This is a genomic window from Desulfohalobium retbaense DSM 5692, assembly GCF_000024325.1.
GTDB lineage: Bacteria > Desulfobacterota > Desulfovibrionia > Desulfovibrionales > Desulfohalobiaceae > Desulfohalobium > Desulfohalobium retbaense.
Genome location: NC_013223.1, coordinates 2,511,309 through 2,531,917 on the forward strand (window position 1 = coordinate 2,511,309; position 20,609 = coordinate 2,531,917).

The 20,609-nt window shown below is 59.0% G+C and carries 22 protein-coding genes and 1 other RNA gene; 3 read left to right on the forward strand and 20 right to left on the reverse strand.

All coding sequences use genetic code 11. The features are described 5' to 3' along the window. Positions 1-79: 79 nt before the first annotated feature. The 16 genes from ssrS to DRET_RS11120 form a co-directional block, all read right to left on the reverse strand. Positions 80-259: non-coding RNA, 6S RNA (ssrS, locus tag DRET_RS13495), on the reverse strand. Further along, positions 259-528, reverse strand: coding sequence for a cell division protein ZapA (locus tag DRET_RS11050; protein WP_015752633.1), 270 nt, complete (start codon positions 526-528; stop codon positions 259-261). The genes ssrS and DRET_RS11050 overlap by 1 nt, the downstream gene beginning before the upstream one ends. A gap of 3 nt (positions 529-531) precedes the next feature. Then, positions 532-720 (reverse strand): hypothetical protein, encoded by a 189-nt coding sequence (locus tag DRET_RS11055; RefSeq protein WP_015752634.1) that lies wholly within the window; start codon positions 718-720, stop codon positions 532-534. Beyond that, on the reverse strand, positions 707-2,116 hold the full coding sequence (glmU, locus tag DRET_RS11060; protein ID WP_015752635.1) for a bifunctional UDP-N-acetylglucosamine diphosphorylase/glucosamine-1-phosphate N-acetyltransferase GlmU: 1,410 nt from the start codon (positions 2,114-2,116) through the stop codon (positions 707-709). Before glmU ends, DRET_RS11055 begins: the two co-directional genes overlap by 14 nt. 247 nt (positions 2,117-2,363) lie before the next feature. Further along, on the reverse strand, positions 2,364-2,780 hold the full coding sequence (locus DRET_RS11065; RefSeq protein WP_015752636.1) for a F0F1 ATP synthase subunit epsilon: 417 nt from the start codon (positions 2,778-2,780) through the stop codon (positions 2,364-2,366). 23 nt (positions 2,781-2,803) lie between these two features. Next, a complete protein-coding gene (gene atpD, locus DRET_RS11070; protein WP_015752637.1) occupies positions 2,804-4,210 on the reverse strand; it encodes a F0F1 ATP synthase subunit beta in 1,407 nt (468 codons plus the stop codon). Positions 4,211-4,230: 20 nt separating this feature from the next. Further along, positions 4,231-5,100, reverse strand: a complete 870-nt coding sequence (locus DRET_RS11075) for a F0F1 ATP synthase subunit gamma (protein WP_015752638.1) — start codon at positions 5,098-5,100, stop codon at positions 4,231-4,233. Between the two features lie 11 nt (positions 5,101-5,111). Next, positions 5,112-6,626 (reverse strand): F0F1 ATP synthase subunit alpha, encoded by a 1,515-nt coding sequence (gene atpA / locus DRET_RS11080; RefSeq protein ID WP_015752639.1) that lies wholly within the window; start codon positions 6,624-6,626, stop codon positions 5,112-5,114. A 5-nt stretch (positions 6,627-6,631) separates the two neighbouring features. Continuing rightward, complete coding sequence (gene atpH / locus DRET_RS11085; protein WP_041282026.1) at positions 6,632-7,183, reverse strand: ATP synthase F1 subunit delta; 552 nt, start codon at positions 7,181-7,183, stop codon at positions 6,632-6,634. Then, a complete protein-coding gene (gene atpF / locus DRET_RS11090; protein WP_052293339.1) occupies positions 7,180-7,710 on the reverse strand; it encodes a F0F1 ATP synthase subunit B in 531 nt (176 codons plus the stop codon). Before atpF ends, atpH begins: the two co-directional genes overlap by 4 nt. 74 nt (positions 7,711-7,784) lie before the next feature. Next, on the reverse strand, positions 7,785-8,207 hold the full coding sequence (locus DRET_RS11095; protein ID WP_015752642.1) for an ATP synthase F0 subunit B: 423 nt from the start codon (positions 8,205-8,207) through the stop codon (positions 7,785-7,787). A 563-nt stretch (positions 8,208-8,770) separates the two neighbouring features. Next, positions 8,771-9,892, reverse strand: coding sequence for a rod shape-determining protein RodA (rodA, locus tag DRET_RS11100; RefSeq protein WP_015752643.1), 1,122 nt, complete (start codon positions 9,890-9,892; stop codon positions 8,771-8,773). Beyond that, complete coding sequence (gene mrdA / locus DRET_RS11105; protein WP_015752644.1) at positions 9,879-11,681, reverse strand: penicillin-binding protein 2; 1,803 nt, start codon at positions 11,679-11,681, stop codon at positions 9,879-9,881. The genes rodA and mrdA overlap by 14 nt, the downstream gene beginning before the upstream one ends. Further along, positions 11,674-12,132, reverse strand: a complete 459-nt coding sequence (locus DRET_RS11110) for a hypothetical protein (protein WP_015752645.1) — start codon at positions 12,130-12,132, stop codon at positions 11,674-11,676. Before DRET_RS11110 ends, mrdA begins: the two co-directional genes overlap by 8 nt. Before the next feature lie 5 nt (positions 12,133-12,137). Further along, positions 12,138-12,974, reverse strand: coding sequence for a rod shape-determining protein MreC (gene mreC, locus DRET_RS11115; protein ID WP_167317805.1), 837 nt, complete (start codon positions 12,972-12,974; stop codon positions 12,138-12,140). Positions 12,975-13,014: 40 nt separating this feature from the next. Then, on the reverse strand, positions 13,015-14,055 hold the full coding sequence (locus DRET_RS11120) for a rod shape-determining protein (RefSeq protein WP_015752647.1): 1,041 nt from the start codon (positions 14,053-14,055) through the stop codon (positions 13,015-13,017). Positions 14,056-14,171: 116 nt separating this feature from the next. Between DRET_RS11120 and mnmL the strand changes: the two genes are divergently transcribed. Genes mnmL through DRET_RS11135 form a run of 3 tightly spaced genes read left to right on the forward strand, consistent with a single transcriptional unit; the run spans position 14,172 to position 17,234 of the window. Beyond that, positions 14,172-15,161, forward strand: a complete 990-nt coding sequence (mnmL, locus tag DRET_RS11125) for a tRNA modification radical SAM protein MnmL/YtqA (protein ID WP_015752648.1) — start codon at positions 14,172-14,174, stop codon at positions 15,159-15,161. Next, the gene (locus tag DRET_RS11130; protein WP_015752649.1) at positions 15,154-15,639 is read left to right on the forward strand and encodes a methylated-DNA--[protein]-cysteine S-methyltransferase; all 486 of its coding nucleotides are present in this window, start codon (positions 15,154-15,156) and stop codon (positions 15,637-15,639) included. The genes mnmL and DRET_RS11130 overlap by 8 nt, the downstream gene beginning before the upstream one ends. Beyond that, positions 15,636-17,234, forward strand: a complete 1,599-nt coding sequence (locus DRET_RS11135; protein ID WP_015752650.1) for an ABC transporter ATP-binding protein — start codon at positions 15,636-15,638, stop codon at positions 17,232-17,234. The genes DRET_RS11130 and DRET_RS11135 overlap by 4 nt, the downstream gene beginning before the upstream one ends. Before the next feature lie 124 nt (positions 17,235-17,358). Here DRET_RS11135 and DRET_RS11140 read toward each other — a convergent pair whose 3' ends face one another. The 4 genes from DRET_RS11140 to lpxD all read right to left on the reverse strand — a co-directional run bounded on the left by DRET_RS11140 (position 17,359) and on the right by lpxD (position 20,601). Then, positions 17,359-18,195 carry an LpxI family protein gene (locus tag DRET_RS11140; protein WP_015752651.1) on the reverse strand — a complete coding sequence of 279 codons (837 nt, stop codon included), beginning with the start codon at positions 18,193-18,195 and terminating at the stop codon, positions 17,359-17,361. Between the two features lie 111 nt (positions 18,196-18,306). After that, complete coding sequence (lpxA, locus tag DRET_RS11145; protein ID WP_015752652.1) at positions 18,307-19,107, reverse strand: acyl-ACP--UDP-N-acetylglucosamine O-acyltransferase; 801 nt, start codon at positions 19,105-19,107, stop codon at positions 18,307-18,309. 2 nt (positions 19,108-19,109) lie between these two features. Beyond that, positions 19,110-19,568: a 3-hydroxyacyl-ACP dehydratase FabZ gene (fabZ, locus tag DRET_RS11150; RefSeq protein WP_015752653.1), complete on the reverse strand. Its 459-nt coding sequence runs from the start codon at positions 19,566-19,568 to the stop codon at positions 19,110-19,112. Next, complete coding sequence (lpxD, locus tag DRET_RS11155) at positions 19,561-20,601, reverse strand: UDP-3-O-(3-hydroxymyristoyl)glucosamine N-acyltransferase (RefSeq protein WP_015752654.1); 1,041 nt, start codon at positions 20,599-20,601, stop codon at positions 19,561-19,563. The genes fabZ and lpxD overlap by 8 nt, the downstream gene beginning before the upstream one ends. Between the last annotated feature and the right edge of the window lie 8 nt (positions 20,602-20,609).

Here is a 20,609-nt window from a genome sequence, read left to right on the forward strand (position 1 = left end):
AATACCGGGAAGGGGAAATGCCTTGGAAGGAGGAGATACTGGTTCACTGACGTGAACAGACGTGCAAGACAGGGATAAAGCAGACCCCGGGGAGCCGTGTCACAAGATCTTTTGAACCTGAATCTTCAGGTGGGCGCCACTAGCTGCCATCAGGCTCCTCGCGAGGGCGAGTGTGCTCAACAGGCAGCAAGAAGCGGCTCCCGTTTTTGAGGTGTTGGCTCAAAAATCATACTTATGATCACGTACACCCCAGGGGGGTCACCCGTTGTCGGTTCCATCTATTTTATCCAGCAAACGCTGCAGTTCCGTATCCTGCCCCTGCAAGCGCTCTGTCATTTGCAAGTAATCATCCGCCAACCCCAAGGCCAAAAACACGAGTAATTTCTGCTTCCCCAGGCGCAGTCCCCGGGCCTCGAGCTCTTGGTATCGGTTCTCAAGCAGATCCGTGGCGGCCTGAACCCGCTCGCCGTCCGCATCGGTCTTAAACGCGACATCCAATCCTAAAACGGTGAGCTTGTATTCAGGCATTTCCTACTCAATAGTCACCTCTTGGAGTTTTTGCAAGAGGCGATCCAGTCTCTCAACCGCCGCCCCCCGCTTCTCTCGTTCCTCGTCGAGTTGACGCTGCAAGCTGGTGTTATGCTCTTCGAGGGAGTGGACCCGTTCCAAAAGGGCGTCGATTTTGGTCTCCAAGGCAGTCAGGACGTTATCCATGGTCATGGTCTTTGGCCTTTTGTTTGAGTGCCAAATTCTTTTGGCGGACCCGCGCCACGGCCAAGGTCTTCGCCGGAACGTCCTTGGTGATGGTCGACCCCGCCCCGACCAGGGCGTTGTCCCCAATGTGCACCGGAGCCACCAAGGCGGAATTGCTCCCGATAAAGACACCATCTCCGATATCGGTCCGGTGCTTGTTGGCGCCGTCATAATTACAGGTAATCGTGCCGGCACCGATGTTGACTCCGCTGCCCAGTTCACAATCTCCAAGATAACTCAGATGATTGGCTTTGCTGTCCGGCCCGAGGACAGCCTTTTTGGTTTCAACAAAATTACCGATCTTTGCCCCACGGTGCAAGCAGGTCCCTGGCCGGAGCCGGGCATAGGGGCCGACGGCGCACAGATCCCCCACATCGGCTCGCTCCAGATGGGAAAAAGGGTACACACGTGCTCCAGCTCCGACAGTAGCATCATGGAGCCAGCAATATTCGGAGACGACAGCCCCCTCAGCCACGGAAGTCTTTCCGGTCAAGGTGCACGGACCACATATTTCCGCGCCGGGCGTCAATTGGACCAATGCGCCAATGCGCACCTGCTCTGGGGACCTGACGAGAACACCCTGGTCCAGCCACTGGCGGACCAGTCGGCTGCGCAACAACTCCTCACAGGCCACAAGTTCGCTTGGCGTGTTGACGCCTAAAAGACTCGGGTCCTGCCCAGCATTAAGAGCGACAATCGTTTCCCCCGCCGCAGTGGCCATGTCGATAAGATCGGTCAGATAATATTCGTTCTGGGCGTTGGCATTGCTCAGACGATCCAAAAGCGGACCAATCCTGGCGACATCCAGAACATAAATCCCGGCATTGACCTCTCCGGCATCCGGCCCGTGTTCGCGCTCGGAGAAATCCTTGGCTTCGACAATGGCCGTAACCCGTCCCTGGGCATTACGCACAACCCGGCCGTATCCCGCTGGGTTCTGCGGTTCGATACTCAAAAAACCAAGCGCTGCTCCGGCGTTCTCAACCTTGCACAGCAGATCTTGGATGGTCTGGACTTGGACAAGAGGGGCGTCGCCATTAACCACAACGCACCGTTTCCAGGATTGGCGCTCTATGTTCGGCCAGGCGCATTGAACAGCATGGCCGGTTCCCAACTGCTGTTTTTGGGTCACAATTCGCGCATCGGGAAGATCCAAAGTCGTCTGGACCTCTTCCGCCTTGTGCCCCAGCACCACAAGGCCCTGGGGGCACACTGGGTCAATAGCCCGCAGGACGTGGGCCAGCATGGGTTCACCCAAAATCGTCTGCAGCACCTTCGGCCGCTCCGAATGCATGCGGGTCCCCTTCCCCGCGGCAAGGATGAGGGCCCCGGTCCGTCCATCACTGTTTGTTTCGATCACCATGCGGTTCACGTCTCTCAAAAATGTAAAAGGTTCCAGGCGTGTTGCGGCCGCCAAAAGGGATACGTTGTGTCCTTTTCTCCAACGCCAATTTCGCGCCGTCGTGATCCTATTTTTTTTTTATCCCTGACGCAACTCGGTTGCTCCCACCAACGACTGTCCCGGCCTAAAAAACAAGGGGTGGGCCGGTACTCCGGCCCACCCCTTGTGCGCAATTATCGTTTTGCCCCCTCGGGGCCAAAAGACGAATCTATCTGCTTTGCGAAGCGGTCTCACGGGTCGTCACGCGCTGCATGGCCCGCACCAGTGCCGCCCGGGCCCGGGCGTATTCTACCCGGTCCTGAGCCTGCTGGAGCCGTTTTTCCGCCCGTTCACGAGCCTTCCTGGCACGCTCGACATCAATTTCCTCTGCCTTTTCGGCCACTTCAGCCAAAACAGTCACCTTGTCCGGAGAGATCTCAGCGAACCCGCCGGCCACGAACACATAGGAGCGGCGTCCCCCTGTCTTGAAATACAGGGAACCAACCCCGAGCGCGGAGAGAAAGGGAATATGGTTGGGCAGGACCCCGAATTCGCCATTGACCCCGGGGGCGCCGACATATTCCACGTCCTCGCTCACGACACTGCGGTCGGGCGTGACGAGTTCGAATTTGATCGTATTAGCCATGATCGCTCCCTCAAACGCTGCGGTTACGAGGATTGTTTGGCTCTTTCAAGCACTTCGTTGATATCACCGGCCATGTAAAAGGCGCCTTCCGGGATATCATCAAGTTCGCCGTCCAAGATGGACTTAAAGCCCTTGATGGTATCCTCGATACGGACATAGTTGCCAGGCTTGCCGGTGAAGGCCTCGGCCACGTGGAAGGGCTGCGAGAGAAAGCGCTGGATTTTACGGGCCCGGGAGACGGTCAACTTGTCCTCATCGGACAATTCTTCCATACCCAGAATGGCAATGATATCCTGGAGATCCTTGTACTTCTGCAGGACCTGCTGCACGCCGCGGGCGACCTGATAGTGCTCAGTGCCCAGGACGTTGGGGTCCAGAATCCGCGACGTGGAGTCCAAGGGGTCCACAGCGGGGTAAATCCCCAGTTCAGCGATCTGACGGGACAAAACAAGGGTTCCGTCCAAGTGCGAAAAGGTCGTGGCCGGCGCGGGGTCGGTCAAGTCGTCGGCAGGCACATACACGGCCTGGACCGAGGTGATGGAGCCTTTTTGCGTCGAGGTGATCCGTTCTTGGAGTTCACCAAGGTCGGTGCCCAGGGTCGGCTGGTAACCGACCGCGGAAGGCATCCGGCCAAGCAGGGCGGAAACTTCCATCCCGGCCTGGGTGAAGCGGAAGATATTGTCGATAAAGAGCAGGACGTCTTCCCCTTCCTCGTCACGGAAATACTCCGCACAGGTCAGCGCAGTCAGCGCCACCCGGGCACGGGCTCCAGGAGGTTCGTTCATCTGCCCGTAAATCAGCGCGGCGTTGTTGATAACCCCGGCTTCCTTCATTTCTTCGTAGAGGTCGTTGCCTTCACGGGTCCGCTCCCCGACACCGGCGAAGACCGATTTACCGCCGTGTTCCTTGGCGATATTGTTGATCATCTCCATAAGGATAACCGTCTTGCCGACACCGGCGCCTCCGAAGAGGCCCATTTTCCCGCCCTTGGGAAAGGGGATCAGCAGATCGACAACCTTAATACCGGTTTCCAGGAGTTCGACGGCCGTATTCTGATCGACGAGTTCCGGAGCCTCACGGTGAATAGGCATCGTGATGCTGTCATCAATGGGGCCGGCTTCGTCAACGGGACGCCCGACAACGTTCATGATCCGCCCCAGGGAGGGCTTGCCCACAGGAACCGAGATGGGCTTTCCGGTATCAACGACTTCCATCCCACGAACCAGGCCTTCCGTCGCGTCCATGGCAATGCAGCGAACCACTTTATCGCCAAGGTGCTGGGCGACCTCGACCACGAGGTCGGATGCGTCCTGATTGTTCGGGTTGTTAATATCCAACGCGCTCATGAGTTCAGGCAGCTGTCCGTCGGTGAAGTCCACGTCGACAACAGCCCCCATAACGCGAGCTATTTTGCCTTTGTTCACACTCATAGTCTCATTGCCCCCTTTTATCATTGCAGCGCTTCAGCGCCGCCGACGATATCCATGAGTTCTGTGGTGATGGCCGCCTGCCGGGTCTTGTTGTAGACCAGAGTCAGCGAACTGATCATATCGTCACAATTGTTTGTGGCGTTGTCCATCGCAGTCATGCGCGCGGCATGCTCACTGGCCGATGTATCCAGCAATCCTCTATAGACCTGGACCTTGATAAAGCGCGGCAGGATCTCCGCCAATAGTCCCTCGACAGAGGGCTCGTAGATGTATTCGCTGGCGGCGCCGGTTTCCTCGGCTTCGCCTTCCGTCACAATCGGCAGCATCTGCAATTGTCTGGGGTTCTGGCGAATAAGGGTAACGAACTCACCATAGACAAGATGGACCTCGTCCAGGCTGCCGTCCAGATAGGCGTCGATGACTTCCGTGCCAATCGAGTTGGCCAACGAGAAATCAAAGACGTTCATTTCATCCACATGGGCCGTGGCCAGGGTATAGCCCCGTTTACGAACCGCATCGCGGCCCTTTTTGCCCACGCAGTAGAAAGTCACGGACTTCCCTTCGTTGTGTTTTGCCTCAGCCAGCTTCAACGCCTGTTGGATCAGATTCATATTGAAGCTGCCGCACAACCCTTTATCGGAAGTGATCAAGACGATGCCTACATTCTGGATCTCCTCCCGGACTTCCAGCAACGGGTGGGCATCGTGATCGGCGCGTGCGGAGAGATCGCCGAGAATATCGTAAAATTTCTCGGCATAGGGCCGGAAACGAACGATCCGGTCCTGGGCCCTGCGCAGCTTGGCCGAGGCGACCATATTCATGGCTCGGGTGATCTGCTTGGTCTTCTTCACCCCAGCTATCTTATTCTTGACATCCTTCAAAGATGGCATCGGTCAACCCCCTAGCCTTCAGCGCGGAATCCCTTTTTGAACTCCTCCACAGCCGCCTTGAGTTTTTCTTCCAGGGCCTCGTCCAATTTTGCCTGCTCTTTGATGGCCTGCAAAACGTCCTGCTTGGAATTGTACATGAACTCGAGATATTCGTCCTCGAACTTCCGCACGGCATCAGTAGGAACATCATCCATATAGCCGCGGGTGCCGGCAAAGAGCACGGCCACCTGTTCCTCGGCCTTCATGGGCTTGTATTGGGGCTGCTTGAGCAATTCGACCATGCGCGCACCGCGCTCGAGTTTTTGCTGTGTCGCCTTGTCCAGGTCGGAACCGAACTGGGCGAACGCGGCCAATTCGCGATATTGGGCCAGGTCAAGGCGCAATGTACCAGCAACCTGTTTCATGGCCTTGATCTGAGCAGCACCGCCGACACGGGAGACCGAGAGACCGACGTTAATCGCCGGACGGACCCCAGCATTGAACAAGTTCGGTTCCAGATAGACCTGGCCGTCGGTAATGGAAATAACGTTTGTCGGGATGTAGGCTGACACGTCGCCTGCCTGGGTTTCGATGATCGGCAGGGCGGTCAGGGAGCCGGCCCCTTCCTCATCACTCAGCTTGGCCGCGCGCTCGAGCAGACGGGAGTGGAGGTAGAAGACGTCGCCGGGGAAGGCTTCACGTCCGGGGGGGCGCCGCAGCAGCAGTGACATCTGGCGATAAGCCACAGCCTGCTTGGACAAGTCATCGTAGCAGATAAGCGCGTGCTGGCCGTTGTCCCGGTAATGTTCGCCCATGGTGCATCCGGCGTAGGCGGCAATAAATTGCAGCGAGGCCGCTTCAGACGCGGTGGCCGAGATGATGGTCGTGTATTCCATGGCGCCGTGCTGGCGCAGGGCGTCGGCCACCAAAGCCACAGTGGATTTTTTCTGCCCGATGGCCACGTAGAAGCAATGCACGTCGGAATCTTTCTGAGCCAGAATCGAGTCCAGACAGATCGCGGTCTTTCCAACCTGACGGTCGCCGATGATCAATTCGCGCTGACCACGGCCGATGGGCGTCATGGCGTCAATGGCCTTCAGCCCAGTGTACATGGGTTCATGGACCGATTTACGCTGAACAATGCCCGGAGCTTTGATTTCCACCGGACGGCTCTCGGTGTCGTCAATGGGCCCCAGGCCGTCGAGCGGCTCACCCAGGGGTGAAATAACGCGACCCTTGACCGCTTCGCCAACCGGCACGGAAAAAATCTCGCCCGTACGTTTGACCTCGTCCCCTTCTTTGATGTGGGAGTCCTCACCGAGCAAGGCCACGCCGACATTGTCTTCGTCCAGGTTCAGGACCATCCCTTTTACGCCGCCGGGGAACTCCAGCAATTCCATGGCCATGGCGTTTTGCACGCCGTGGACCCGGGCGATACCGTCACCAACATAGATGACCGTACCGGTTTCGCTGGTTTCCATCCGAGCTTCATAATTCTGGATCTGGTCCTGAATGACCTTGCTGATTTCCTCTGCTTTGATTTGCATGGCCACTACTCACCCCTCTTCAAGTTTTCTTTGAGCATATCGAGCTGTGCCCGGAGACTGGCATCATAGAGCTTGTCCCCCACCTTCAGCACAAGTCCACCCAAAATCTTCTTGTTCACCCTGAAGTCCAACACCAGCTCCTGCCCAAGCTGGCCCTCCAGCTGCGACTTGATTTTTTCGCGATCGGTTTTGGGCATGGAAACGGCAGTTACCACCTCTCCGCGCATAACACCTTTTTCCTGATCCAAAAGGACCTGGAAAACAGCGTCGACGTCCGGGAGAATGGCCAAACGACCCTTGTCGGCCAGCAGCCGGCAAAAATTGATCACCACAGCCGCATACTCGCCCTTGGCCAGCACGGCTTCGATGACATTCTTTTTCTCCTGGGCGCTAAAGGCCGGGTTGCGGAAAAGGCGGTACAGCTCCGGCGACTGTTCCATGACTGTTGCCAACGCGTTCAGTTGCTGGGCAGTCGACTCCAGCTCATTGCCACCCTGCTCCTTGCACAACTGGAACAAGGCGCGAGCATACCTGGAAGCGATCATTTGTCCCGTCAATTGAGCACCACCTTTGTTAGATAATCTTGAACAAGTTTTTTATGATCTTCCTTATTCAATTTATCCGCAATCGACTTCTCCGCGGCAGAGGCGACAGCCTCGGCGATCTCGGCCCGCACGTCCTTGACCGCCTGCCGAAGCTCTTGCTGGGCCGTCTTCTCGGCCTGGGCCTGGATCTGCTCAGCCCGCTCGTGGGCTTTGGCCACGATGGATTCCTTGAGAGCCTCGCCCTGTTGCTTGTACTCCGCCAAGATGTCTTCACGTTTCTTGTCCAGGTCAGCAATGCTTTGCTCGACCTCGGCCAAGCGTTTTTCCGTATCCGCTTTGCGGGTCTCAAGGTCCTTGAGTTCCGTCGCGATACGGTGGCGCCGTCCGGTAAAAAACTCCCGGATGCGCTTTCCGGCCAATTTATAAATAATGGCCACGAAAATAACAAAATTCACTGTCCGCCAGAAAAGGTTCATCCACGATCCGCCGTGCGCGGCTTCTCCGCCCCCCTGTTCTGAGGCCCAGGCGGCAACGGCCATGAAGACCAGCGCCGTCGCGATGACCCCGATGCTCCGTAATCTTCGCAACGCTCCACCCTCCTTCTGTTCTGGTTTTAGGCCCGGCTGAAAATCTTTTCCGTTGCCTGTTCAGCAAACGCCTTGACCTGCTTGCGCAATGCCTTGGCAGCTGCCTCACGCTCAGAAGCGATCTTCTGGCGCGATTCTTCCAGCTCCACTGAAGCTTCATGAGAAGCCTGGTCGATGATTTCCTGCTCTTTGCCCTGTCCTTCGGCCTTGAATTCGTCCCGGACCTGGGCCCCCTTTTCACGAGCCTGCTCCAGGGCTTGCTCGTAATTTTGGAGCTTGCTCTCGGCTTCGGTATTAAACCGGTCGATAGCGCCCACCTGGGCCCCCATCTGGTCGGCCCGCTGCTGCAGGATGCCGCGAATCGGCCGCAAGAGGATGAGGTTCAAGACTGCCAGAATGATGAGAAAGTTCACCAACTGGATGAAGAAGGTGAGATTGAGTTCAATCATGCCGCCCCCCACGAGTATGTGAATTTTGGTTCAAAGTCATTGCGGCTTTAGCCAATTTCCAATTTCGTGTCAAAGCCTTTTTCCCGAAAGATCAGTCATGGCGCATACTACTGGTCGAGCGATCAGTTTTGTGCCCTTTTTCACGTCGGGGCTGTTTCCCTTTGCGTTACCGCCTTTTTGCCCGGTTCTCCTCTTGCTGCGGGAGGATTTTTTCGTACAACTACCAAGGGATTTTTTTTCAGTCCGGTTGATGCCACCTCACTCCTTGCAGCACCAACCTTTGCTCTTGACTCAGCCTCTTCTCCTCACTGACCCGTGGGAAACTTTGTATACAGCAGATGGTTCTAAACTCCCCGGTGACGGCGACAAAAAGCAGAGGTGCTTGCCCGCAAGCGTTTGAAGGTATTGCAGTTATCTGCCGTTGGGAGATTGTCAGCAACCTGCCGAGACACCCCAAGCCACGGCACACCGATCACCAGGCGATGGGCCGCAGACTCCCAGAGCCCCTGGATGCCGAGGAGGGAGCCGCAGGGGGATAACGAAACGGCTGCTTCGTGGCCCCGTTAGTTCTGGCCCTGTTTGAAGACATAGCGCCGCATGGAAACATTGAGGACCATGCCCAGCAGGCAGCAGTTGACCACGAGCGAGCTGCCGCCATAGCTCAAAAAGGGCAAGGGAATGCCCACCACCGGCATAAGTCCGAGAACCATGCCCATATTGATCAGAATCTGCCAAAAGAAATAAAAAAAGACACCGGCTGCCACGTAACTGCCAAAACTGTCCTTGGACTCCTGGGCGACCAGGCTGATCTGGAACAAAAAGAGGCAAAACAGGCTCAACAGGGCGATACAGCCGACAAACCCCCATTCTTCTCCAAAGACGGCGAAGGCAAAATCGGTGTGCTTTTCGGGGAGAAACCGGAGTTGGCTCTGGGTGCCCCCCAGAAATCCCTTGCCCCAGAATTGGCCCGATCCAATAGCGATCTGGGACTGCAAAATGTGATACCCGGACCCGAGTGGATCGCTGCCGGGATGCAAAAACGTCAGGATACGCTGCTTCTGGTAATCGTGGAGGAAAAACCATCCGCAGGGAACAAGCAGCGGCAGGGAAATGAACAAGGTTTTGGCCACCGGGCGCCACATCCCCTTGTACAAAATCATGCCCCCTAAAAGCAGAAGCAGATTGAGGCCCGAGCCAAGATCCGGCTGGATGATAATCAGTCCCGCTGGCAGGCCGCCCATGAGCACCACCTTCATCAGCCCCGGCCAGTTCAAAAGACCAGGGACCCGGGCGAGCATTCGGGCTCCAACGAGCAAAACGGCGACCTTGGCCAGTTCACTGGGCTGGAGATTGAAAAACCCCAGGGAAACCCAGCGTTGGGCGCCGTAAATGGTTTTGCCCCACAGCGGGACAATGAGCAGCAAGACCACGGTAACCCAATACAGCGGCCAGGCCAGGACCTCCAGATGGCGGTAATCAAAACTCATGAACAACAGCATGCCGGCAAAGGCGATCGTTCCCCAGATGAGCTGCTTTTTATAAAATGCGGTCACCGCAAGTCCTTCAATGCCGCGCAGGGAACTCGCCGAGTACAGATTGAGCACACCGAGGCTGAACAACACGAGAGCCAGTCCCAGCAAGGCCCAGTTCAGATGGATGAAAAGGCGTTGGTCAACCGGCGTCATCGGTCTCGTCTCCTTTTCCCAACTGGGGAAAAAGTGCTTCATAGATGGCCTTGGTCGGCGGACCAGCCGCCGCCCCCCCATGTCCGCCGTGCTCAATAAAGGTTACCACCACGTATTGGTCCTCACCTCGGCGACCGAAACTCGCCATCCAGGCGTGGTCGCGGTATTTATACGGGGTCTCCTCCTCTTCCTCCTCATCGTCTCTGAGCTTCACGACCTGGGCCGTGCCGGTTTTGCCCCCGATGACCACATCCTCGGTGCGCAGGACACGAGCCGTACCCCGGCGTGACTCAACGGTATCGACCATGTACTCGACGATCCGCTGCCGTTCTGGAGGATCCAGCGGAACTTCGCCCTCGATCTCCACAGCCGCATCCTGCAGCAGTGTCGGCTTCACCAACTGCCCCTTGTTGACCAGGGCCCCGACCACCCGAGCGATCTGCAGCGGCGTGGTCAGTGTAAACCCTTGGCCGATCGACATATTCAAGGTTTCTCCACCCTGCCAGCCGGCCCCGAGCTGATGCCGTTTCCAGGCCCGGCTCGGAATGAGGCCATTGCGTTCGTGGGGCAGCCCGATCCCGGTTTTACTGCCAAGGCCCCAGGCCTTGGCGTAGGGACTGATCGTATCCACGCCGAGTTCCTGACCCAGCTTATAAAAATACACATCACAGGATTGGACCAGGGCCTTTTGCAGATCTACATCCCCGTGCCCCCATTTCTTCCAACATCGAAACGACCTGTTCCCCAGTCGGTAGGCGCCGTTGCAATACACCTCCCGCTCTGGATCGACGCCCATTTCATGCAACGCGCACCCGGCCATGACCAGCTTGAACACGGACCCCGGAGGGTAGGCACTCTGAATGGCCCTGTTCTGCAGCGGATTGCGGGGGTGGTGCAAAAGCCGTTTCCAATCCTTCGGTGAGATCCCTTCGACAAAAAGATTGCTGTCATAAGACGGGCTTGAGGCCAACGTCAGCACCTGGCCTGTTTCCGGTTCGAGAACAATGATCACCCCGGCCTTGTCGGTCAGAAGATCCATGGCCAGACGTTGCAGGGACAAATCAATGCTCAGGCGGACATCGTTACCCGCCTTGGGCTGTCGCAAGACCCGTTCCTGGAGGCCGCGGCCCACAGCATCGACCTCCACCTGTTTCCGCCCTTTGTCACCGCGCAATCGCTGTTCCAAGACCTTTTCAATGCCCTGCTTACCGACCGTATCGCCCAATCGGAGCATGGAATCGGAGCGGAGTTCTTCCTCTGAAGCCTGGGCGACATACCCCAGGACATGAGCCAGATCACGCCCATAGGGATAATACCGCTGTGGCCGGCTCAAGACTTTCAGTCCCGGCCATTCAGGGGCGTGGGCCTCAATGCGAGCCACGAGTTCGAAATCCAAATGGGGGATGAGCACCTGTGATTCAAAAGGGCGGGTCCGCTTCCGCCCGCGCTCAAAACGGGAGCGGAGTTCAGAAAGAGGGTGGCCGGTCCAGCGACTGACTTGCTGCAGGCAGGCGGCAATGTCGGGGGATTCCTCCCGGATAAGGGCCAGCGCGTAGGCAGGGGTGTTTTCCGCGACCAGGGTCCCGTGCCGGTCCCGAATCAGCCCCCGGGGGGCATAGACGGGAATCTCGCGGAGCCGGTTTTCCCGGGCTTTACTGGCAAACGTCTCCCCCTTGTGGATCTGTAGATACCACAAACGCAGAGCAAAAACGCAGAACAGCCCCAGAATACAAAGCCGGACAAGAACGAGGCCTTTTTTCGATGGCTGAAAGAGTTCGGCGTCAAGCATGCCCTGCCTCCCGGCCGCGATAGAGAAAGGAGACCACCAGCCATACCAGAGGGAAGAGAAAAATATGACGCAGGCTGTCCTGCATCTGTAAGGCCAGCGGGACTTCCAGGCCCTGCAAACGGCTGAATATCTGGACCAAAAAGAAATGGTAGCAGCCGCTGAAAAAGGCAAAGAGGATGACAAACACACCACTGCGGGATTCAAGAAGCAGTCGCCCCGCGTAAAACAGGACCCACAACCCGGCATACCACAACACGCCGACACCGAAATGCAGACTTCCTGTTCCTTCCTGAATCAGGATCCACGGGGCCGACAACCACAGGGCTGGCGCGGGACCGTCTTCCTGCAGACAGACAATCAACCCCGGCACCAGGAGATCAACTCCGGGCAGGAAATGCTGCAGCCAGATCCCGACGACCGTAAACAAAAGCCACCACAACGGCTTGGGCATAAGCGCTAGGAAACGTCCGCCGCAGCGGTCGCATTGTCTGAGGGCTGCCCAGGGACGGCAGTCCGTTGGTGCAAGAGCAGAACTTCTTCAAGGCGATGGGGATTGAGTAACGGCTGGGCGACCACGTTTTGAAAAAGGGACAGCTCTGAATGCACGACCGAACGCACCCGCGCCAGGGGGATCCCTTTGGGAAAAATGCCGGCCAGTCCGGAGGTCACCAGGAGTTCGCCCTTTTTGAGGGGCTCGTTTTGCGGGATATATTTTACGTCCAGGGACGATCCCGCCCCTTGACCGACAAGAATCCCGCTGGTCCGTGTGGTATCGCTGATTACGGCAATACGGCTGTTGGGGTCGTGCAGCAGAAGCACTGTGCTGAAATGCGGGGAGACCCGGGAAACACGTCCAACCCCGCCTTGCGGCGTGAGCACCGGAAGGTCTTCGCGAGCCCCTTCCGCAGAGCCGACATCAATGATCAGCGTGCGCAGGAGTCCATTTGGCCCCTGTCTGTGCCCGATGACCCGGGCTCCGGTCAGACGCCACTCCGGTCGCGCGGGCATTTGCAAAAGTCGTCTGAGCCGCTCCGTGGCCCGAGCCCTGCGCTCCAGTGCGAGATTTTCCAAGCGCAGCGAGTCCACCCTGGCCCGCAAGCGCTCATTGTCGCGCTGCACATCCATAAGATAGACATAGCGCTGCCACATCTGGGTTGAGCGCTGCTCGACCCATTGACCCGGGACCAGGACCCAGCCAACCGCCTCCAGGCCGGTCCAGGCGGCTAAGCGGTCCAGAGCCCCGGTCTGGACGTTCCAGGTATAGACCAGCAAATAGGCCAAAAGGGGCAGCAAAAACAGGAACAGCACCTTGCGTGCCCGGGGCGTCAAAATCTTAATCTACGGTAACCTCCTTCAGCACCTGGAGGTTCTCCAGCACCTTCCCCGAACCCATGACGACTGTTGTCAATGGTGCGTCGACAACGGTGATCGGCAGGGAGGTCTCTTCGCGCAGCAACTGGTCCAGTCCCCGCAGGGCGGCGCCGCCACCGGTCAGAACGATCCCGCGGTCGACGACATCCGCGGCCAGTTCCGGCGGTGTCTGCTCCAAAGCGATCAATACGGTCTGGACGATGCTGTCAACCTGTTCGGCGATGGCCTTGCGCACCTCTCCGGAGGTGATGGTCACGTGCTGCGGGATGCCGGAGACCAGATCGCGGCCCTTGATCTCCAGTTCCTCCTCCTCTTCAAGGTCGTAGGCCGAGCCGATCTTGTTCTTGATGATTTCGGCGCTGCTCTCCCCGATGAGCATATTGTACTTGCGCTTGACGTGCTGCATGATGGCGTCGTCCATCTTGTCCCCGCCAACGCGGACTGACTTGCTGTAGACCACACCGGACAGGGAGATGACCGCCACTTCGGTGGTCCCGCCGCCGATATCCACGACCATATTCGAGGTCGGCTCGGTGATCGGCAGATTGGATCCAATGGCCGCGGCCATGGGCTCCTCAATCAGATAGACCTCTCGGGCGCCGGCGCTTTCCGCGGATTCCTTCACGGCCCGCTTTTCGACTTGGGTGATACCTGTGGGCACGCAGATGACGATCCGGGGCCGGACCAGACGGCGGCTGTTGTGGACTTTTTTGATGAAATGGCGAAGCATGGCCTCGGTGATCTCAAAATCCGCGATCACTCCATCTTTCATCGGCCGAATGGCCACGATATTCCCCGGGGTCCGGCCCAGCATCCGCTTGGCTTCCTCCCCCACGGCCAGAACCCGGTTCATGCCCCGATTATCCTTTTTGACCGCCACCACCGAGGGTTCCTGCAAGACAATCCCCTTGCCCCGCACGTAAACCAAGGTGTTGGCCGTTCCTAGGTCGATGGCCAGATCATTTGAAAAACATCCCAATATTTTGTTGAATATCCTCGACATAGTTCCTCGCTTGACGACAGTCGCGTTATAGACAAAATCAGAAGCTGCTATCTATCAAAACTCATCTCTCCAGGCAACGAAGAAGCTGCCTGAAGGGCCTCATAAAGCTATTTCCAATGACCACAAAGTACTACGCCCTCTCTACCTACCTGCGCCAGCGCTTTGGCGAGCGGGTCCAGAAAATCCCTCTTGATGGCGGCATGAATTGCCCCAATCGCGACGGAACCCTCTCCCGCCACGGGTGCATTTTTTGCAATCCTTCGGGCTCAGGCACGGGGCAGGCGGCCGAAGGCAGGACCCTCGCCGAACAATGGGACGGTTGGCGCGACCGCTTCCGCCGCCGTTATAAGGCCCGGCGGTTTCTGGCCTATCTGCAGTCGTTTTCCAACTCCTACGGGCCAGTCCACCGGTTTGCCGGACTGCTGGACCAACTGCGCGCCTTACCCGATGTCAGCGGTATCTGTATCGGCACCCGGCCCGATTGTCTTGAGCCAGCCAAGCTGGATTTGCTGGGTGATCTCGATCTCCCGGAGGTCTGGCTCGATATCGGCCTGCAATCCTCCAACGACGAGACCCTGGCTCGCATCAATCGCGGCCACGATGCGGCCACGTTCGCAGCCACGGTCCGCGCCGCTGCCGCCAGAGGGCTCAAGATCTGTGCCCATCTCATCGCTGGTCTGCCCGGCGAGACAGAACCCGATTTTCTGGAAACGGTCCGGTTCGTGAACGAGTTGCCGGTGCACGGAGTCAAATTCCACAATCTCTATGTCTGCCACAACACCCCGCTGGCCGAGTGGTTCGAGGCTGGACGCTACGTCCCGCCGAGTCGCGACGACTATTGCCGCTGGCTCGCCCAGGGGCTGGCCGACCTGCGCCAGGACATCGTCATTCACCGCCTCAACGGCGACCCGGCGCCCGGGGAATTGATCGCCCCGAACTGGGCCGGAGCGAAACAGACCGTGCGGCAGGCCATCCACGAAACGCTTGAAGCCAGTGCGGTCTGGCAAGGCTGCCGGTGGGCCCCGGCTCCAGCGCCCTGGTTTACCACCGATGCCCCTCTTCCGCCCAGTCTGGACCTGCCTGGCCAGGAGGTGACCCATGTCTGAGCCCCGCTTGGCCGGAACGGAACACCTCGTCACCTCACCCCTGGCTTTGAGCTGCACCTGGCAGGAGGGGAGGCTGACCCGGATACGGCTGCATATTCCAGCACAGGGACAGCGAAGCAGCCTTCTCTCCGAGTGGGGAGAAGTGTTGCTCCACAGCCTTGAGACCTATGCGGACGGGAAGCCCACGGCCTGGCCTGCGCTGCCGCTGGCATGGACGACCGTGCCCCCTTTTGCCCGCACCGTACTCGAGGCGTTGGCCCAAACCGTGGGCTGGGGGGAGTGGACCACCTACGGCGGGCTGGCCCAGGCCTGCGGCCGGCCCAAGGCGGCCCGGGCAGTCGGCCGAATCATGTCCTGCAACCCCTGGCCGCTGGTGGTCCCGTGCCACCGCGTTCTCGGGGCCGGCAAACAATTGGGCGGCTTCAGCTCCGGACTGGACCAAAAACGGCTGCTGCTTGGCCTTGAGAACATTCTATGACCGGTGTGCGGCGTATTGTCGAGATCAAAAACCTGTGCGTCTGGTTCCCGGGGGACCAGGAGCCGGCTGTCAACGGTGTGAGCTTGTCCTTGGAGGCCGGACAAACCCTGGGGCTGGTAGGCGAAAGCGGCTCCGGAAAATCCGTCACCGCCCTGGCCCTGATGGGCCTGCTGCCCCCGGCAGCCCGCTGCACGGCTGAAAGACTCGAGTTGAACGCTACCGATATCCTGCGCGCCAATGCCAAAACTGTGCGGGCTCTGCGCGGCAACTCCGCGGCCATGGTCTTTCAAGAGCCCTTGTCCGCTCTGAACCCGCTGCACACCATTGAACGGCAAATCACCGAACCGCTGCAATGGCATACGGGTCTTTCCGGAGCGAACGCCCGCAAGAAGGCGATTGAGCTCCTGGAGATGGTCGAAATCAAGGAACCGGCGGCCAAACTCACGACCTATCCCCATCAACTCTCAGGGGGGCAGCGCCAGCGGGTCATGATCGCCATGGCCCTTTCCACATCCCCGCGGGTCCTTATTGCCGACGAACCAACGACCGCCCTGGATGTCACCGTCCAGCGCCAGATTTTGGACCTGCTGCAGCGGTTGCAGCACAATTTCGATATGGCCTTGATGCTCATTTCCCATGACCTGGCCATGATCAAGGACGTTACCGCTGACACCGCGGTCATGAAGCAGGGCCGCCTGGTCGAAAATCGGCCCACGGCTGAACTCTGGGCCGAGCCGCACCACCCGTACACCTCGGCTTTGATCAATGCCGAGCCACACGGGGCGCCGGTTCCCGCCCGTGCTACAGCCCCCGTACTTCTGGATGCCGCAGGACTCCGGGCCTGGTTCCCGATCAAAAAAGGAGTATTCAAACGGACGGTGGGGCACGTCAAAGCCGTGGACGGGGTCGATCTCCGGGTGCGGCAGGGGCATGCTGTGGGGATTGTCGGGGAAAGCGGCTCGGGAAAAACGACGCTTGGCATGGCCCTGCTGCGTTTGGCCCACAGTCGCGGCCAGATTCTGTTCGACGGGCAGCGGATCGATTCGCTGCGCTCCTCCCAACTCCGCTTTTTGCGCCGCCGACTGCAAATCATCTTTCAAGATCCCTTCGGCAGCCTCAATCCACGGCTGGACACCACGGCCATCATTGCTGAAGGGCTTAAGGTCCATGAATCCCTCGGGGAATCGGACCGGATCCAGCGCGTGGTCCAAACCATGGAGTTGGTCGGCCTCGACCCCGCCTGGCGCCACCGCTATCCGCATGAATTTTCCGGTGGCCAACGTCAACGCCTCGCCATCGCCAGGGCGCTCATCCTCCGCCCCAGCCTTGTGGTCCTGGACGAGCCGACCTCTTCTCTGGACCGCTCCATCCAGTCCCAGATCCTGGTCTTGCTGCGGCGCCTCCAAAAAGAACTCGGTTTGAGCTATCTGTTTATCTCCCACGATCTCAAGCTGGTCCGCGCCCTGTGCCACGAAGTTCTGGTCATGCACGGCGGCAGTTGTGTGGAGCACGGGGCCACGGAGGCCGTGCTGTCCGAGCCCCAAGCCCCAAGCACACGGCGGCTGGTCAGCGCTGCCTTCGGCGAAGCCGGCTGAGACACAAACGATTCGGGAAAAACGGCGGGAAAGACACGCGGTCGCTCGGAGGGTACGCGGTCCGAAACACTCGAAGCGCTCCAATTCGGAAGCCAAGAAGACGGCAGGGGATCCAAAGCGAGGATCAGTCGCCCCCGTCCTGCCCATCACTGCGGCCATACAGGCACAGTCCATGCCGATTGGCCAAAGCGACACTGGCATCGCGGTCGAAAAACAGACTCGTGTGCGCTTCAACCACCAGACTGGTCAGACCGGCCTCGAGCATGGTCTCCACAGTAGAGAGCCCAACCGATGGCTGGTCAATGGCCTCTTCCTGGCCGGGTTTAAAAATCTTGATAGCCATGCCGCCGCGCCCGCCAAGATCACCAGCGCGCTTGAGCATCGCATTCGTCCCTTCCAGCCCCTCCACAGCCACGACCATCTGCTCGCGCACAACCACGCACTGCCCAATATCCATCCGGCCAATGGCTTTGGCAATGGGCCAGCCGTATTCAAGGTCCTGCTGTTCCCGGCGACTCAATCCCCGCTTGGTCAACTGGCCCGCCGGGGTTTGCAACTCCGGCACAAAGCGCAGGGCTGAGACGACCTCCATCCCCTCACGGCGCAACTCCCCAGCGACAGCCGTCAACAGGGTGTTGTCGCTTTTGCTCCGCAGGTTCCACAACAGCCGGGCGGCCCTGAAATCGGGACGGATATCCAGGGCCCGCGGCTTATTGATGGCCCCAGCAAACACCACTTGGCGCACGCCGTGGGTGCGGAAAAACGCGACCAGTTTGCCAAGTTGCCCCAGTTTGAGCCATTGGAACCAGTCCGTTTCCGCAGCCAATCCGCTCGTGGTATTCTCCGCAAATCCCACCGCAGCCACGCCCCAGCCCTGGGCCTTGGCCCCGGCCGCAACCAGGGCGGGGAATTGGCCCTGTCCGGCCACGAGTCCCAGAACAGGCGGATCGCCGTGGGGCATGGAAGATCTCTCCGACAACGGACAACAAAAAATTGGGATTCTGGTGCAATGCCCCCTGGCACGGCTAAGCGGGCCACGCTGGGCATTACGTCGGGCAGGAGCCCGGTGCTTTTAGCCGCGGGTATCGCGTTCCTGGGGAATCACGCCGCGCTCGCTTTGGCGGATAAAATCGACAAAGCGGCGAACCTCCTCATTCTCCCCCCACTGCTCCAGCGCCTGGTCCAGGGTTTCCTGACGTCCCTGACCGGAGCGAAACACCAAGCTGTAGGTCTTGCGCAGTCCCTGCAGGGCCTCCTTATTGAACCCGCGGCGCTTGAGTCCGACCAGGTTGAGCCCGCGCATGGTCGCCCGTTCTCCGGCCGCAAGGACATACGGGGGCACGTCCTGGGCGACGCCGGTCTTCCCCCCGATAAAGGCAAATTCCCCGATGCACACGAACTGGTGCACGGCGGAGAGACCGCCGACCACGGAATGGTGACCTATTTCCACATGGCCGGCCAGAGTTGCCGCATTGGCCAGGATAACCCCGTCAGCGACCTGGCAATCGTGGGCCACATGGGAATACGCCATGAGCAGACAATCCGAACCCACCCGGGTGACGCCACCACCGTCGCCCGTGCCGCGATTCAAGGTGGCGTACTCCCGGATCGTATTCCGGTCCCCAATCTCGAGCACCGTCTTTTCCCCGTGGAATTTGAGATCCTGCGGAATGCCCCCGACGCAAGCGTAGGAGTGGACGTGGTTGTCCGCCCCTAGCACCGTGTGGCTTTTGATCTGAGCGAAAGCGTCCAGTCGCGTCCTTTGTCCGATGCTCACATCGGCTTCGATGACACAATACGGGCCAACAACCACATCCTCCGCCAAATGGGCCTCGGGATGGACAATCGCTGTCTCATGGATCTGTGCGCTCACGGTTAATCCTCCCGGTCCACAATACTCGCGTTGAATTCCCCTTGGGCGACGAGCCGCTGCTCGACCTGAGCCGTGGCCCGCATCTTCCACATATTGAGCTTATGACGCACATATTCGACGGAGAGATGCAATTGATCACCGGGGAAGACCGGTTGACGGAAGCGGACCTTTTCAATGCCGGTGAAGAGGAAGATTTTGGAACCAATGATTTCCGGCATGGATTTGACCACCAGTATGCCCCCGGCCTGCGCCAGAGCTTCCAGAATGAGCACCCCCGGCATGACGGGATAATCGGGAAAATGGCCCTGAAAATACGGCTCATTAAAGGTCACATTTTTTATGGCCTGCAGCGACTCATACGGAGCGTACTGCAGCACCCGGTCGACAAGTAAAAACGGATACCGGTGGGGGAGCATGGCCAGGATATCCCGGCATTCCACAACCGAAACGCTTTCAGACATTGGTTTCTCCTTGCGAGGCCAGGGCCGCCTTCAATGCTTCGACTTCTTTTTCGAGCCGCCGCACTGTGCGCGCCATTTCCGGCAGGCGCCCTTGTACTGCGGAAGATTTTAAAAAGGTGGCGTGGTCCATGGCCGGGATGCCGCTGACATCCGTGCCCGGCGGCAGGGATCGGCCGACGCCGGACTTGGCCCCCACGCGGCAGCCCTCGCCGATCTCCAGGTGTCCTGCGACGCCCACCTGGCCGGCAATAATCACGTTGCGGCCGAGTTTGGTGCTGCCGGCTATGCCGACCTGGGAGACCAGAATGCAGTTCTCCCCGACCTGAACGTTGTGACCGAGCTGGACCAGATTATCGATCTTGCTGCCAGAACCGATGCGGGTCTCTCCAAGGGCGGCCCGGTCCACGCAGGTGTTGGCCCCAATTTCGACATTGTCGCCGACGACAACCCGCCCGACCTGAGGAAATTTCTCCCGGCCCGCGGCCGCTTCGGCAAAGCCGAAACCGTCACTGCCCAGGACCACACCGGCGTGGAGGATAACTCCCTGGCCCAATTGGGTCCCGGCCATCAAGGTCACGTTGGGGTAAATCACGCAATTCGGACCGAGTTGACAATCCTCACCGACATAGACACCGCTGAAAAGCGTTGTGCCCGAGCCCACACGTGCCCCGGCTCCGACACTGACAAAAGGATAGACAACCGCGTCGTCGGCGACCTCAGCTTCGGGATGGATCCAGGCCTGTTGGGAATGGCCGTTGAAACTGCCCTGCGGTTTGGCAAACAACTGCACCGCTCGGGCGAAATCCAGATACGGATTCTCACTGACCAGGGCTGTGGTGGTCTGTTCGCCAAACCGCTCGGCCAGGATGACCGCTCCGGCGCGGGTGGATTGCAGCATCCCCGCGTACTTCGGATTGGCCAAAAACGAGATGTCCTCGGGCCCAGCCTCTTCAAGGGTCGCCACCCCCCGGATCTCCTTGTCCGGTCCCTGATAGGCAAGCCCCAGGGTGGACGCGAGTTCAGAGAGTTTCACATCCGCCT